Annotated in this window: 15 protein-coding genes; 8 read left to right on the top strand and 7 right to left on the bottom strand. The window is 69.0% G+C overall.

What is annotated here, in order from left to right; genetic code table 11:
• The first annotated feature begins 131 nt into the window (after nucleotides 1–131).
• From opgC to COA17_RS02845, 5 genes are all read left to right on the top strand, one after another.
• Nucleotides 132–1,229 carry an OpgC domain-containing protein gene (gene opgC / locus COA17_RS02865; protein WP_096610049.1) on the top strand — a complete coding sequence of 366 codons (1,098 nt, stop codon included), beginning with the start codon at nucleotides 132–134 and terminating at the stop codon, nucleotides 1,227–1,229.
• Nucleotides 1,226–2,311 (top strand): lactonase family protein, encoded by a 1,086-nt coding sequence (locus COA17_RS02860; RefSeq protein ID WP_245857367.1) that lies wholly within the window; start codon nucleotides 1,226–1,228, stop codon nucleotides 2,309–2,311. The genes opgC and COA17_RS02860 overlap by 4 nt, the downstream gene beginning before the upstream one ends.
• 60 nt (nucleotides 2,312–2,371) lie before the next feature.
• On the top strand, nucleotides 2,372–3,472 hold the full coding sequence (ychF, locus tag COA17_RS02855) for a redox-regulated ATPase YchF (RefSeq protein ID WP_096610047.1): 1,101 nt from the start codon (nucleotides 2,372–2,374) through the stop codon (nucleotides 3,470–3,472).
• Between the two features lie 277 nt (nucleotides 3,473–3,749).
• Nucleotides 3,750–5,066 carry an alkaline phosphatase family protein gene (locus COA17_RS02850; protein WP_096610045.1) on the top strand — a complete coding sequence of 439 codons (1,317 nt, stop codon included), beginning with the start codon at nucleotides 3,750–3,752 and terminating at the stop codon, nucleotides 5,064–5,066.
• A gap of 23 nt (nucleotides 5,067–5,089) precedes the next feature.
• Nucleotides 5,090–5,536, top strand: coding sequence for a MaoC family dehydratase (locus COA17_RS02845; protein ID WP_096610043.1), 447 nt, complete (start codon nucleotides 5,090–5,092; stop codon nucleotides 5,534–5,536).
• Nucleotides 5,537–5,541: 5 nt separating this feature from the next.
• Here the strand turns inward: COA17_RS02845 and COA17_RS19250 are convergent, their stop codons facing one another.
• The 5 genes from COA17_RS19250 to petA form a co-directional block, all read right to left on the bottom strand.
• Nucleotides 5,542–6,114: a peptidase gene (locus COA17_RS19250; RefSeq protein WP_231738544.1), complete on the bottom strand. Its 573-nt coding sequence runs from the start codon at nucleotides 6,112–6,114 to the stop codon at nucleotides 5,542–5,544.
• A gap of 99 nt (nucleotides 6,115–6,213) precedes the next feature.
• The gene (locus tag COA17_RS02835) at nucleotides 6,214–6,759 is read right to left on the bottom strand and encodes an adenine phosphoribosyltransferase (RefSeq protein WP_066485764.1); all 546 of its coding nucleotides are present in this window, start codon (nucleotides 6,757–6,759) and stop codon (nucleotides 6,214–6,216) included.
• Nucleotides 6,760–6,858: 99 nt separating this feature from the next.
• Nucleotides 6,859–7,701 (bottom strand): cytochrome c1, encoded by an 843-nt coding sequence (locus COA17_RS02830; RefSeq protein ID WP_066485735.1) that lies wholly within the window; start codon nucleotides 7,699–7,701, stop codon nucleotides 6,859–6,861.
• Between the two features lie 33 nt (nucleotides 7,702–7,734).
• Entirely contained in the window at nucleotides 7,735–9,021 is a 1,287-nt protein-coding gene (locus tag COA17_RS02825; protein ID WP_066485728.1) for a cytochrome b, read from the bottom strand.
• Nucleotides 9,022–9,036: 15 nt separating this feature from the next.
• Nucleotides 9,037–9,603 carry a ubiquinol-cytochrome c reductase iron-sulfur subunit gene (gene petA / locus COA17_RS02820; protein ID WP_066485758.1) on the bottom strand — a complete coding sequence of 189 codons (567 nt, stop codon included), beginning with the start codon at nucleotides 9,601–9,603 and terminating at the stop codon, nucleotides 9,037–9,039.
• 199 nt (nucleotides 9,604–9,802) lie between these two features.
• On the opposite strand from petA, the gene COA17_RS02815 reads away from it, so the two are divergent.
• From COA17_RS02815 to COA17_RS02805, 3 genes are all read left to right on the top strand, one after another.
• Nucleotides 9,803–10,264 carry a tRNA (cytidine(34)-2'-O)-methyltransferase gene (locus COA17_RS02815; RefSeq protein ID WP_096610041.1) on the top strand — a complete coding sequence of 154 codons (462 nt, stop codon included), beginning with the start codon at nucleotides 9,803–9,805 and terminating at the stop codon, nucleotides 10,262–10,264.
• A gap of 31 nt (nucleotides 10,265–10,295) precedes the next feature.
• The gene (gene hemF / locus COA17_RS02810; protein WP_096610039.1) at nucleotides 10,296–11,135 is read left to right on the top strand and encodes an oxygen-dependent coproporphyrinogen oxidase; all 840 of its coding nucleotides are present in this window, start codon (nucleotides 10,296–10,298) and stop codon (nucleotides 11,133–11,135) included.
• Between the two features lie 65 nt (nucleotides 11,136–11,200).
• Complete coding sequence (locus tag COA17_RS02805) at nucleotides 11,201–11,737, top strand: GNAT family N-acetyltransferase (RefSeq protein WP_245857453.1); 537 nt, start codon at nucleotides 11,201–11,203, stop codon at nucleotides 11,735–11,737.
• Here COA17_RS02805 and COA17_RS02800 read toward each other — a convergent pair.
• Complete coding sequence (locus COA17_RS02800) at nucleotides 11,707–12,453, bottom strand: hypothetical protein (protein ID WP_096610035.1); 747 nt, start codon at nucleotides 12,451–12,453, stop codon at nucleotides 11,707–11,709. The two genes, COA17_RS02805 and COA17_RS02800, sit on opposite strands and share 31 nt — an antisense overlap.
• The gene (locus COA17_RS02795) at nucleotides 12,450–13,262 is read right to left on the bottom strand and encodes a hypothetical protein (RefSeq protein ID WP_096610033.1); all 813 of its coding nucleotides are present in this window, start codon (nucleotides 13,260–13,262) and stop codon (nucleotides 12,450–12,452) included. The genes COA17_RS02800 and COA17_RS02795 overlap by 4 nt, the downstream gene beginning before the upstream one ends.
• Nucleotides 13,263–13,335 lie beyond the last annotated feature (73 nt).

Genomic DNA, 13,335 nt, shown 5'->3' with positions numbered 1-13,335 from the left:
TGACGGTTCCTGCGGGGCGCCCAGGCGGTTTTACGGACGTGTCGCTCGCACCTACGTGACGTCCCGCCGGACCCCACGCCCCCGACCGGCGTTACGCCCACGTATCGATCACCGCCACGGGAGCGCCCGCCATGGAGCGCGAACCGCGCATCGACATCGTGCGCGGCATCGCCATCGTCACGATCTTCCTCAATCACCTGACGCAGGTCGTCGAATTCGCCGGCTATCGCGGGTGGATGATCCCCACGCCGACGCGGCTGGGCTTTTCCACCGCGGCGGAACTGTTCGTCATCATGTCGGGCTATATGGTCGGGCTGGTCTATCTGCGCCGCCCGCATCCGGCGCGCGCGATCGTCCGCCGCGCCGGCACCTTGTGGCTGTACGACATCGCGCTGCTCGCGATCGTGCTGCCGATCGGCCTGGTGATGACCGCGGGAGAGCTGGCGTTCTGGCGGCTCGACGCCTTCTGGACCGCCCCCGCCGCCGCCACCGCGCGCTTCGCGATGCTGCAATCCGCGCCGCGGCTGCTCGACATCCTGCAACTCTACATCTCGCTGATGCTGCTCGCCCCGCTGGCGATGGCGCTCCACGCCCGCGCACCTCGCGCGGTGATCCCGCTGTCGGTGGCGCTGTGGATCGCGTCGCAGGCGATCACCTGGCGCGCCATCGCCGCGAATCCGGCCGCGAACCTCGGCACCGGCGTTTCGCTGGCGGCATGGCAGATGCTGTTCTTCGTGCCGATGGCGCTCGGCGCGCGATCGGCGCATCGCGCGCTGTTCGGCTGGCTCGACGGGCACCGCACCGCGCTGATCGCGCTCGTCACGCTGGCGATCGCCGGCGCGGCCGTCCGCCAGCTTCAGGAAGCGCAATGGCTGGCGCGGCCATGGTGGCTGGAGGCGCCGCTCGGCCTCCATCCGCTGCGCGTCGCCCATGCGGTGCTGATGCTGGTCTTATACGCCGCGGTGCTGACGTGGCTGCGCCCGTGGCTGGCGCGCCAGCCGTGGCGCGCGCTGGCCGCGATCGGGCGCCACAGCCTCGATTGCTTCACGGGCGGCGTGGTGCTCACCTATGCGCTTGGCACGCTGTGGCTGGGCGCGGGCGGTGGCTATCCGGCCTATTACGTGCTCGCACTCGCCGGGGTCGCCGCCACCGTCGCGCTGGCTTATGCGCGGGATGCGCGCGCGGCACGGTTGCGCGGCACGCAGGCACCGTCCATCACCGCGCGATGACGACCCGACGCGACCTGCTCGGCGGCCTTGCCGCCACGGCCCTGCTGCCCGCCCTCCCCGCGCGTGCGCGCACCACGTCGGCCACGATGCCCGCGCTGATCGCCGGCACCTATGCCAACGAAGGCGGCGCCGGCCTCTATACGCTCGCCCCCGCGGGCGCCGGCTGGCGCGTCGCGGCCCCCGCCCCGCTGACCGGCATCTCCTTCGGCGTGACGCATGGCGCGCACCGCTATCTGGCGAAGGAGCAGGCGAAGGGCCGACTGATCGTCACGGACCGCAACGCCCGCGTCCTGGCCGACGTGCCGAGCGGCGGGGACGATCCCTGCCATGTCGCGATCGCCCCCGATGCGCGCGCGCTGGCGGTCGCCAATTATTCGTCGGGCACGGTCTCGGTCTGGCCGCTCGGCCGCGATGGCCGCCCCGGCACCCCGACCGTCCGCCAGCAGCACGGCACCGGCCCCCATACGGATCGTCAGGCTGGGCCGCACGCGCATTGGGTCGGCTTCACCCGCGACGCACGCCGCCTCCACACCGTCGATCTGGGGGCGGATACGGTGTTCGCCTATGACATGGCCGGCGCGGTCCCCGGCGAACCGCGCGTCGCATGGCGCGCGCCTGCCGGCGCCGGGCCGCGGCATCTGGCGCATCACCCGCGCCTGCCGGTCGCCTATGTCGTCACCGAACTGGGCAACACGCTGGTCGCGCTCGACGCGCACGCCGACGGCACGTTCACGACGCGCACCACGCAATCGCTGCTGCCGGCGGGGTTCGCCGGCGCCTCCTTCGCCGCGCACCTCCGCCTCGACGCGCGCGGGCGGCGGCTCTACGCCTCCAACCGCGGGCACGACAGTATCGCGGTGTTCGATCTCGCCGCCGACGGCACCCCGCGCCTCATCCAGCATATCGCCAGCGGTGGGCACTGGCCGCGCTTCTTCCTGCTGCTGGAGGATCGGGCGCGCTGCCTGGTCGCCAACGAACGCAGCGGGACCGTCGCGGTGTTCCGCATCCTTCCCGACGGCCGGCTGGCGGCGACCGGGCAGGTGCTGGCGGTGCCCGGCGTGGTGTTCCTCGATCGCGCCTAGCCTTCCGCGCGCCGCTCGCCTATCTGGCGCGCTGTTTCTCCCTTTCGCACAGGCATCATCATGGGTTTCCGCTGCGGCATCGTGGGCCTGCCCAACGTCGGCAAGTCCACCCTCTTCAACGCGCTGACCGAAACGGCCGCGGCGCAGGCGGCCAATTATCCGTTCTGCACGATCGAGCCGAACGTCGGCAACGTCGGCGTCCCCGATCCGCGCCTGTCGAAGCTGGCGGCGATCGCCGGCTCGGGCAAGATCATCGAAACCCAGCTCGGCTTCGTCGATATCGCCGGGCTGGTGCGCGGCGCCAGCAAGGGCGAAGGGCTGGGCAACCAGTTCCTGGGCAACATCCGCGAGGTGGACGCGATCGTCCACGTCCTGCGCTGTTTCGAGAATGACGACATCCAGCATGTCGACAACCGCGTCGATCCGATCGCCGATGCCGAAACGGTCGAGACCGAGCTGATGCTGTCCGACCTCGAAAGCCTGGAGAAGCGCGTCCCCAACCTCGCCAAGAAAGGGCAGCAGGGCGACAAGGAGGCGAAGCTCGCCGCCGTCGTGCTGGGCCGCGCGCTCGACCTGCTGCGCGACGGCAAGCCCGCGCGGCTGACCGAGGTGGGCGACGTCGAGGAACGCCGCGTGCTGGATCAGGCGCAGCTGCTCACCGCCAAGCCGGTCCTCTACGTGTGTAACGTGAACGAGGAAGACGCCGCCAACGGCAATGCCCTGTCGCAGAAGGTGCTCGACAAGGCGAAGGCGGAGGGCGCGCAGGCGGTCGTCGTCTCCGCCGCGATCGAGGCGGAGATCGCGACGATGCCGCACGAGGATCGCGGCGAATTCCTCGCCGAGCTGGGGCTGGAGGAAACCGGCCTCGCGCGCGTGATCCGTGCGGGCTACGAACTGCTCCACCTGCTCACCTTCTTCACCGTCGGCCCGAAGGAAGCGCGCGCCTGGACGGTCGAGGCCGGGTCGAAGGCGCCGCAGGCCGCCGGCGCGATCCACTCCGATTTCGAACGCGGCTTCATCCGCGCCGAAACCATCGCCTTCGACGACTACGTCGCCTGCAACGGCGAAGCCGGCGCCCGCGAAGCGGGGAAGCTGCGTCAGGAAGGCAAGGAATATGTCGTCCACGACGGCGACGTGATGCTGTTCCGCTTCAACGTGTGATGCGGGCGGCGGCCGGTCCCGGAACCGGCCACCGTCCGCTCGCGCCACTTGCAGCACCGGCCCCGTCATGCCGGAGCCGTTCCGGCATCCACGGCGCAGGGTACACCCGGGGGCTGATGGCGTGGTCATGACGGCCCGGAACACGGAGATGCGCCGATGTTCCGGTCGAAAACATCACGCGGCCAACTGAAACCCGGTCATCGCCCGCTCCGCACCGCCCCCTCTACCCTACATCTGCGCTCTTTCGCCGCCCCCGTCCGCGGCGTATTGCCGCGTCATGAAGGCTCCGTTCGCATCGCTCGCCGCCGCGCTCGCCCTGTTGTCGGGATGCGCCTACCCTTACGCACCGCGCGCATTGCCCCCCGCGACCACGCCCGCACCGCCCGCAAATGCCGCATCGGCGCCCGCAGAACAGCGCCCGCCCGTCACGATTCTCGTGTCGATCGACGGGTTTCGCCCCGATTATCTCGATCGCGGCGTCACGCCGAACCTCTCGCGGCTCGCCGCGGGCGGCGTCACCGCCGCCATGCGCCCGTCCTTCCCCAGCAAGACCGCGCCCAATCACTGGACGCTCGTCACCGGGCTCGTCCCCGATCACCACGGCGTCGTCGCGAACACCATGGAGGATGCCGCGCGCCCCGGTGAGGTCTTCACGATGTCGAACGACGATCCCTTCTGGTGGAACGGCGGCGAACCCGTGTGGGTGACCGCGGAAAGGGCTGGAATCCGCACCGCGACGATGTTCTGGCCGGGCAGCAACGTCGCCTGGGGCGGCGTTCGCGACCCGCAATGGCCGCATCCGGTCGCCAATGGCACCCGCCCGCACGACTGGCAGGAATTCAACCAGCAGATCACCGGCCACCAGCGCGTCGACGCGGTCATCGACTGGCTCCGCCGCCCCGCCGCCACCCGCCCGGCGTTCGTCACGCTCTATTTCGACACCGTCGACACCGCCGGCCACTCCTTCGGGCCCGCCGCTCCGGAAATGACCGCCACGGTCGCGCAGGTCGACAGCTGGATCGGCGAACTGGTCGCCGGCCTCGCCACGCTGGGACAGCCCGCAAACCTCGTCATCGTCGCCGACCACGGCATGGCGCCCACCGCATCGACCCGCACGATCGCGCTCGACACGATCGTCCCGCCGGCCGACGCGCGCATCATCGACACCGGCCCGTTCGCCACCTTCGTCCCGACGCCGGGCCGCGAGGACGCGGTGGCGCGCGCGCTCCTCGCCCCGCATCCCCATATGCAATGCTGGCGGCGACAGGCGATTCCAGCGCGCTTCCGCTACGGCACCAACCCGCGCATCCCGCCGTTCTTCTGCCTGGCGGAGGATGGCCCCGCCGGCGCATGGACGATCGCGAAGACCGCCCCCGCCAAGCCGTTTACCGGCGGCGCACACGGCTATGACAATGACGCGGCCGACATGCGCGCGCTGTTCATCGCCAACGGCCCCGCCTTTGCCACCGGCCGGCGGATCGCGACGTTCGACAATGTCGATATTGCCCCGCTGATCCGCGACCTGCTCGGCCTGCCGCCCGGTCAGCGGCTGGATGGTGACGACCGGCCGTTCCGGGGCGTGCTGCGTCGCTGAAGACGACAAGAAAGGAAGAGAGGATGCAGTATTTCGAGGATCTCGAGGTCGGAAAGATCGTGCGGTTCGGCCGATATGAGGTGACCCGCGACGAGGTGATCGAGTTCGCCCGCCGCTACGATCCACAGCCCTTCCACCTTTCCGACGAGGCCGCGGCAGCGACGCATTTCGGGCGGCTGTCGGCCAGCGGATGGCACACCTGCGCGATGACCATGGCGATGCTGGTCGCCAATCTGAAGGAACATCGCCAGGCCGGGCTGGGATCGCCCGGTATGGACGAATTGCGCTGGCTCGTTCCCGTCTATCCGGGCGACGTGCTACGCGTCGAAAGCGAGGTACTGGAGAAGCGCGTGTCGCAATCCCGGCCCGAAATGGGCATCTTCAAGAGCCGCGTCACCGTTTTCAATCAGGACGACGTCGCAGTGATGTCGATGATCTCGAACGGCCTGATCCAGACCCGGCCGGCCTGAAAGCGTCAGCGATCGCGCCGCGGCCGGAACGCCCGGTCCGGGCGCGGCGTGCGATAGCCCTCTGCCCTGTTCTCGCGCCGCAGATCGCGGTAATCGCGACGGACGTCCTGGCGATAGTCGCGCCGTGCATCACGCCGCACGTCGCGGAACTGTCCGCGATCAATGGTCCCCGCGCGATACGCCTCACGCCCCGCCCGCACGTCACCGCGATAGTCGCGGCGCTCCCGCCGAACGTCGCCGCGGAAGTCCTGCCAGTTGTTGCGTACCGCGCGGTCGCCCCACGCCCCGCGGCGCCCCTGCCAGTAGCGTTGCTGGTCCGCATTCCACCGCACCGGACGACGATATCGATCGTAGACGAAGCCACCGGTGCCGGGATAATAATAATCCCCGTACCATCCGTAATAGCTGGGCGCGACACCGCCGCCCCACCCGCCGCCGGCATAATAGGGATCACCATAATAGCCGCCGTTGCCATAGCCCATCGATACGCCGCTATAGCCATAACCGTCGGTGCAGCCCGCCGTCGCGAGCATCCCGCACCCCAGCAAGGCCGCGCTGGCCCATTGCCTTAGCACCATCGTCACTCTCCCGTCGTGGCACGGGACGGCGGTCGCATCGCCGGCCGTCGCGGACGTGAAGGGGAACCGCCGACGCGCGCGCCGGGTTCCGGCGCCCCGTCAGTCGCCGGGAAAGTCGACCAACGCGTGGACCGTGATACCGTCGTCGCGCAGCCGATCGGCACCGCCCAGATCGGGCAGGTCGACGACGAACTGCGCCTGCGTCACCACCCCGCCGGCCTTGCGCAGCAAGCGCAGCGCCGCACGCGCGGTGCCGCCGGTGGCGATCAGGTCGTCGACCAGCAGGACGCGCGCGCCAGGCACCAGCGCGTCGGCGTGGATCGCGATCCGGTCCTGGCCGTATTCCAGCGCATAATCCTCCGCGATGGTCGCGCCGGGAAGCTTGCCGTCCTTGCGGATCAGCAGCACCCCGGCCCGCAACGGTACGGCCAGCGCTGCCGCGAACAGAAAGCCGCGTGCCTCGATCCCCGCGACCAGATCCACCGGCCCGTCGACCGCAGCGGCCATCCGCTCGATGCACGTCGCGACACCGGCTGGCGACAGCAGCAGCGTGGTGATGTCGCGAAACGCGATTCCCGGCTTGGGAAAGTCGGGGATGGTGCGGATCAGCGCCCGCAGGTCGGCATTACGCTCCGGCCCGGCCATGTCGTCCTCCTCGAATTCCCACAAACAAAAACCCCGGCGCGGCGGCCGGGGTCATGAGACGACCGTGTGCCGCCGCCGCCAGGGCGGCAGCCGCGCCGATCAATGTTTGATGTCGCGCCAGACGTTCTGATACGCGCCCCACGCCAGATAGACGAAGATCAGCAGGAAGATCACCGCCGCGAAGCCGGCCGCATGACGGGCCTCCAGGTTTGGTTCCGCCGTCCAGGTCAGGAACGCCGCCACGTCGCGCGCCATCTGATCCTTGGTCGCCTTGGTCCCGTCGCTGTACGTCACCTGACCGTCCGAGGTCAGCGGCGGCGGCATCGCGATGTTGAGGTTCGCGAAATACGGGTTGTAGTGCAGCCCCGGCGGGGTCTTGGCGCCCGGGAACTTCTCGATCAGTTCGGCCGGCTGGTTGCGATAGCCGGTGATCAGCGCATGGACGTAGTTCGACCCGTCATGCCGCGCCTTCGTCATCAGCGACAGGTCGGGCGGGATGGCGTTGTTGTTCGCCGCGCGCGCCGCAATGTCGTTGGCGAAGGGCAGCGGGAAGCGATCGGACGGCAGGTTCTTGCGCGTCGCGGCTTCGCCCGTTTCCGGGTTCACCGTCGGCTGCTCGATCACCCACTGGTTCGCGATCGCCTTCACCTCGGCCTCGGAATAGCCGATGTGCTCGAGGTCGCGGAACGACACGTACTTCAGCGAATGGCAGGCGGCGCACACTTCCTTGTACACCTGGAAGCCGCGCTGCAGCTGCTGCCGGTCGAACTTCCCGAAGAAGCCGGCCGAGGACAGGTGAATGTCCTCGGGATGGAGGTGGAATTCATGTTCCGCCGATTCCGGTGCCGGATTCTGGATCGCGTCCTTCGCGGTGAAGAACAGCGCCAGCGCGAGCACGAAGACGAACCCCGCGCCGATCACCAGTGAAATGAGACGAGCCATTGTCTTATCTGTCCCCTAATCGTCTCGTTTCGGTCAGCCGGCCATGGCCGTCTGCGCAGGCGACGTGCCGCCATGCTTTGCCAGCACCGCCTCGGTGATCGAGTTCGGCAGCGGACGCGGCTTCTCCGCGGCCGACACCAGCGGCAGGATGATGAGGAAGTGCGCGAAATAGTAAGCCGCCGCGATCTGCCCGATCATCACGTTGCGCGCGGTCGCCTCGGCACCCCCGACATAGCCGAGCACCAGCACGTCGATCAGCAGCACCAGAAGGAACCAGCGATAGGTCGGGCGATAATTGGCCGAGCGCACCGGCGAGCTGTCCAGCCACGGCAGGAAGAACAGCAGCAGGATCGAGCCGAACATCGCCACCACGCCCCACAGCTTGGCCGGCAGGATGAAGTCCGCGGTGAAGCTCTTGAGGATCGCGTAGAACGGCAGGAAGTACCATTCCGGAACGATGTGCGCCGGGGTCGAGAGCGGGTTCGCCTCGATGTAGTTGTCCGGGTGGCCCAGCAGGTTCGGCGAGAAGAAGATCAGCAGCGCGAACACCAGGAAGAACACGCCCACGCCCACGCCGTCCTTGGCGGTGTAATAGGGATGGAACGGCACCGTGTCCTGCTCGCCCTTCACGTCGACGCCGGTCGGGTTGTTCGAACCCGGAATGTGCAGCGCCCAGATGTGGAGGATGATAACGCCCGCGATCACGAACGGCAGCAGATAGTGGAGCGAGAAGAACCGGTTGAGCGCGGCATTATCCGGCGCAAAGCCGCCCAGCAGCCACACGCGGATCGTTTCGCCCACCAGCGGGATCGCCGAGAAGAAGCCGGTGATGACCTGCGCGCCCCAGAAGCTCATCTGCCCCCACGGGAGCACATAACCCATGAACGCGGTCGCCATCATCAGCAGGAAGATCACGACGCCCAGCAGCCACACCATCTCGCGCGGCGCCTTGTACGATCCGTAATACAGCCCGCGGCCGATGTGGATATAGACCACCGCCAGGAACATCGACGCGCCGTTGGCGTGCGCATAGCGCAGGAACCAGCCGGCGTTGACGTCGCGCATGATGCTTTCGACCGAACCGAACGCGACACCCGCATTGGCAGCATAATGCATCGCCAGCACGACGCCGGTGACGATCTGGATCACCAGCGCGGCACCCGCCAGGACGCCGAAGTTCCAGAAATAGTTGAGGTTGCGCGGCACCGGATAGCCCGCACCGATCGCATTGTAGACGAGCCGCGGCATCGGCAGCTTCTCGTCCAGCCAGCGCATCAGCGGCTGCTTCGGTTCGTAATGCTTGGCCCAGGGAAAGCTCATGTCCTAAATCCTCCCTCAGCCCACCGTCACGACGGTGTCGGACGTGAAATTATAGTCGGGCACGGCCAGGTTCTTGGGCGCCGGCCCCTGCCGGATACGACCCGCCGTGTCATAAGCCGAGCCGTGGCACGGGCAGAAATAGCCGCCGAACGGCCCGCGATTTTCGCCCTCGCGCGCGCCCAGCGGCACGCAGCCCAGGTGGGTGCAGACGCCCAGCGTGATCAGCCAGTTCTTCTTTCCCGCCTTGGTGCGCTGTTCCAGCGTCTGCGGGTCGCGCAGCGAGCTGACCGCCACCGCATCGGCCTCGCCGATTTCCTTGGGCGTCAGGTTGCGCACGAACAGCGGCTGTTTGCGGAAGCTGGCGACGATCGCCTGCCCCGGCTCGATCTTCGAGATGTCCACCTCGGTGGTGGATTGCGCCAGCACGTCGGCCGACGGATTCATCTGGTTGATGAGCGGCAGGACGATCGCGACCGCGCCGACCCCGGCGAAGGAGACCGCGGCGATGTTGATGAAATCGCGACGGCGCGGATCGTGCGCCTCCTCGTGATAGGGCGCGGGATTCTCGCCCGGAGGGATCATGTCGTCTGCCGTCGCCATTCGCGTCGCACCTCTACCCGTTCGTCTGTTGCCGGGCCGGCTCCATGCCGTGATGACATATCGACGCCCCGCCGCCGGCCTGCCCGTCCCCACGGCGGCCCGCCCGGCCTGATAGCCATGCCGGGCGCGCTTTGCCAACAGCATTTTGCGCGCGGACCCCAACCCGGCTAGGCGCACTGTCATGCGCATCGCCCTGTACCAGCCGGACATCGCCGGCAATGTCGGCACCCTGCTGCGGCTGGGGGCGTGCCTAGGCGTGGCGGTCGATCTGATCGAACCGATGGGCTTCGCGTGGAGCGAGCGGGCATGGGCGCGCGCCGCGATGGACTATGCCGGGAAGGTCGCGGTGACCCGCCATGTCGACTGGGCGGCGTTCCTGGCGGCATCCAGCGGGCGGATCGTGCTGGCCACCACCGCGGCGGACGCCGTGCCGCTGCCGCAGGCGCGGTTCGCCCACGACGACATCCTGCTGCTTGGCAGCGAGGGCGCGGGCGTTCCGCCGGCGGCACATGCACGCGCCGACGTGGCGGTGCGCATCCCGATGCGCGCGGGCCTGCGCTCGCTCAACGTCGCGGTTGCAGGCGCGATCGTGCTGGGCGAGGCGTTGCGGCAGACCGGCGGGTGGGACGAACTGACCGATTGACCGCATCGCCCGCGCCCGCGATGGCAGGGGCATGCAACTGGACGAGCAACAGCGCGCGGCGCGCACCTGGTTCGAGCATCTGCGCGACCTGATCTGCGCCGAATTCGAGGCGATCGAGCGGGAGGCCGGGTCCGACGCGACCTTCGACTATCTCCCCTGGGACCGTGCCGACCCGTCGGGCGCGCCGGGCGGCGGCGGGGTGCGCGGCGTGATGAAGGGCCGCGTGTTCGAGAAGGTGGGCGTCAACGTCTCCACCGTCGGCGGCACGTTCGAGGGCGATTTCGCGCGCACCATCCACGGCGCCGGCGAGGATCCGCGCTTCTTCGCCACCGGGATCAGCCTGGTCGCGCACATGGCCAATCCGCACGTGCCCGCGGTGCATATGAACACGCGCTTCCTGCGCACCACGAAACAATGGTTCGGCGGCGGCGCCGACCTGAACCCGCCACTGCCGGTCGCGCAGGACACCACCGATTTCCATGCCGAACTGGCGCGCGCCTGCGATGCGCACGATCCGACGCATTATCCGCGGTTCAAGGCGTGGGCGGACGATTACTTCTACATCCCGCATCGCGGCGTCCACCGCGGCGTGGGCGGCATCTTCTACGATCATCTGGAAAACGACTTTGCGGCGGATTTCGCGTTCACGCAGGACGTCGGGCGCGCGTTCCTTGCCGCCTATCCGCGAATCGTCCGGCGGCGCATGGCCGATCCGTTCACGGCCGAGGACCTGGCCGAGCAGCGCCGCTGGCGTGGCCGTTATGCCGAGTTCAACCTGGTCTACGACCGCGGCACGCTGTTCGGGCTGAAGACCGGGGGCAATATCGATGCGATCCTGATGAGCCTGCCGCCCGTCGCGACATGGGAGTGACGCACGTGGCGGGGCTGCACGCGGTGCCCGACGATCACGTCGCAACGATCGTCACCACGCTGGAGATGCGCACCCGCCCGCCGCTGCGCCCCATGCCCGCTTCGCCGCTGCGGCTGACGCGCTGGGATGCCCCGGCCCCCGACCGCTATCGCACGCTGTTCCGCCGCGTGGGGGCACGCTGGCTATGGTATTCGCGATTGGTGATGGACGATGCGGCGCTGACCGCGATCATCCACGATCCGGCGGTGGAGGTGTTCGCCGCGGTCGATCGCGCGGGGGTCGAACTGGGGATGCTGGAACTGGACCGGCGCCAGACGGGCGCATGCGAGATCGGCTATTTCGCGCTCGTCCCCGAACTGGCGGGCAAAGGGCTGGGCCGCTGGCTGATGGCGGAGGCGCTGGCGCGTGCGTGGACGCCGGGGACGCGGCGCGTGTGGCTGCACACGTGCACGCTCGATCACCCGGCGGCGCTGGGCTTTTATCGCGCGCAGGGCTTTGCCGCGACGGCGCGGACGGTGGAGGTGTTTGCCGACCCGCGCGTTCTCGGCGTGCTGCCGGCCGATGCCGCGCCTCAGGTGCCGCTGCTGGCGCGCACGCGATAGATGATGATCCCCACCAGCAACGTGCCCGTGGCATAGATCGCGCCGACCGCGGCGATCCCGGCATCGACCAGCGACAGCAGCAGCGGATTGGCGTTGCCCGGCATCCGCAGCCATTCGTCGGCCTGCATCAGCGGCACCGCCACCAGATATTGCGCCAGGAACAGCGTCACCAACGCCCCCGTGATCGCCCAGCCGTGCCCGCGCGTCATCGCCAGGCTGACGCGGATCGCGCGCCCGACGCCCAGCCCCGGCCGCCGCGCGATCGCCGGGATCGACGCGACCAGCCGCGCCTGCACGTACAGGCCCGGCAGGACGAACAGCCACAGACCGACCCCCACCGGAACGGCGATCGCCACGCTGGCGATCAGGAACGGCCAGAAGGCGCGCGACGCGATACGCAGCGCCTGCCCCACGGTCGGACGATCAGCATCGAGCAGCAGCACCGCCACCGCCGCCGCGCCGAAAATACCCGCCACATCGGCAACCACGAACCACAGGCCGTTGGCCTGCCCCCATTGCGCCATCGCGGTCACCCACGCCTGCATCGCCAGTTCGTCACGCGGCGCGGGCGGGATCGGCGGGACCGGATCGCTCAGCAGCAAGGCGGCAAAGGCGGGGAGGAAGACGAACAGCGCGGTGATCGCGATGACCGGGTCCAGGCTGCGGCGCAGCAGCCGCCACGTCGCCGCCAGCAATCCGGCGAAGGTGAAGGTCATGCCAGTTGCGCCGCCGCCTCGTCGCGCGCCAGCGCGGCGGCATAGAATTGCGCGTAGAACACCGTCTGCACCACCGTGCCCGCCGCGGTCACCAGCGTGACGAACAGCGATACGATCAACGTCACCATCGCCTCCGCCTCGCCGCCCAGCAACAGGCGCGCGATCACCCCGGTGACCGACCCCACCGCCGCCATTACGACCAGCAGGACGATCCCGAACAGGATCATGACCCCCAGCAATCGCAGCGCAGACCCGCGCGACAGCGCGACGCTGCGTGCGATCGCGCCCAACCCGCGTCGTTCGTTCACGATCACCGCGAACAGCGGCACCAGCCGCGCGCTGAACCACAACAGCACGATCAGCGCGACGACCATCAGCAGCGCCGACGCCGCCAGCATTCCACTTGCGGCGTTGGCGACATCGACCGTCCCCGCTGCGCTGACCGTCGCGCCCGCCGCGAACAGCGCGACGATCGACGGCAGGAACAGAACGCCGAACGCGATCACCAGCACGATCAGGTTCGCCAGCGCCGGCCCAAGCCGCGCGGCGCCCAGCCGCAGCCCCTGCGCGCCATCGACCGCCGGATCGGTGGCGACCGCCGTCATCGCCAGCACGCCGATGATCGTCAGCACCGCCGATACGATTCCGATCACCCCCTGCGCCGCGCCGGTGCCCCCCGGCTGACCGGTCAGTGCGGCATAGGCCGGCTCCAGCAGGCCAGGGACATAGACGGTGGCGAGCGCGATGCCCGCCAGGATCGCCATACGCCCGCGGATCACGTCCAGCGTACGATCCCAGACGGTTCCCATTCTGATTGCAGCCATGACGATCGCGGCTCCCCTGCCCGCCCCAGTGGCCCGATCGCCTAGCCGATCCGACGGG

The organism is Sphingomonas ginsenosidimutans, assembly GCF_002374835.1.
In the GTDB taxonomy this organism is placed as follows: domain Bacteria; phylum Pseudomonadota; class Alphaproteobacteria; order Sphingomonadales; family Sphingomonadaceae; genus Sphingomonas; species Sphingomonas ginsenosidimutans.
The sequence above is the reverse complement of the archived record's forward strand: the minus strand, read 5'-3'. Positions and strand labels throughout refer to the sequence as shown.

Excerpts from the sequence above, each read along its gene's own strand:
- opgC (WP_096610049.1), top strand. The coding sequence starts at position 132 with ATGGAGCGCGAACCGCGCATCGACATCGTGCGCGGCATCGCCATCGTC.
- COA17_RS02860 (WP_245857367.1), top strand. The coding sequence starts at position 1,226 with ATGACGACCCGACGCGACCTGCTCGGCGGCCTTGCCGCCACGGCCCTG.
- ychF (WP_096610047.1), top strand. The coding sequence starts at position 2,372 with ATGGGTTTCCGCTGCGGCATCGTGGGCCTGCCCAACGTCGGCAAGTCC.
- COA17_RS02850 (WP_096610045.1), top strand. The coding sequence starts at position 3,750 with ATGAAGGCTCCGTTCGCATCGCTCGCCGCCGCGCTCGCCCTGTTGTCG.
- COA17_RS02845 (WP_096610043.1), top strand. The coding sequence starts at position 5,090 with ATGCAGTATTTCGAGGATCTCGAGGTCGGAAAGATCGTGCGGTTCGGC.
- COA17_RS19250 (WP_231738544.1), bottom strand. The coding sequence starts at position 6,114 with ATGGTGCTAAGGCAATGGGCCAGCGCGGCCTTGCTGGGGTGCGGGATG.
- COA17_RS02835 (WP_066485764.1), bottom strand. The coding sequence starts at position 6,759 with ATGGCCGGGCCGGAGCGTAATGCCGACCTGCGGGCGCTGATCCGCACC.
- COA17_RS02830 (WP_066485735.1), bottom strand. The coding sequence starts at position 7,701 with ATGGCTCGTCTCATTTCACTGGTGATCGGCGCGGGGTTCGTCTTCGTG.
- COA17_RS02825 (WP_066485728.1), bottom strand. The coding sequence starts at position 9,021 with ATGAGCTTTCCCTGGGCCAAGCATTACGAACCGAAGCAGCCGCTGATG.
- petA (WP_066485758.1), bottom strand. The coding sequence starts at position 9,603 with ATGATCCCTCCGGGCGAGAATCCCGCGCCCTATCACGAGGAGGCGCAC.
- COA17_RS02815 (WP_096610041.1), top strand. The coding sequence starts at position 9,803 with ATGCGCATCGCCCTGTACCAGCCGGACATCGCCGGCAATGTCGGCACC.
- hemF (WP_096610039.1), top strand. The coding sequence starts at position 10,296 with ATGCAACTGGACGAGCAACAGCGCGCGGCGCGCACCTGGTTCGAGCAT.
- COA17_RS02805 (WP_245857453.1), top strand. The coding sequence starts at position 11,201 with ATGCGCACCCGCCCGCCGCTGCGCCCCATGCCCGCTTCGCCGCTGCGG.
- COA17_RS02800 (WP_096610035.1), bottom strand. The coding sequence starts at position 12,453 with ATGACCTTCACCTTCGCCGGATTGCTGGCGGCGACGTGGCGGCTGCTG.
- COA17_RS02795 (WP_096610033.1), bottom strand. The coding sequence starts at position 13,262 with ATGGGAACCGTCTGGGATCGTACGCTGGACGTGATCCGCGGGCGTATG.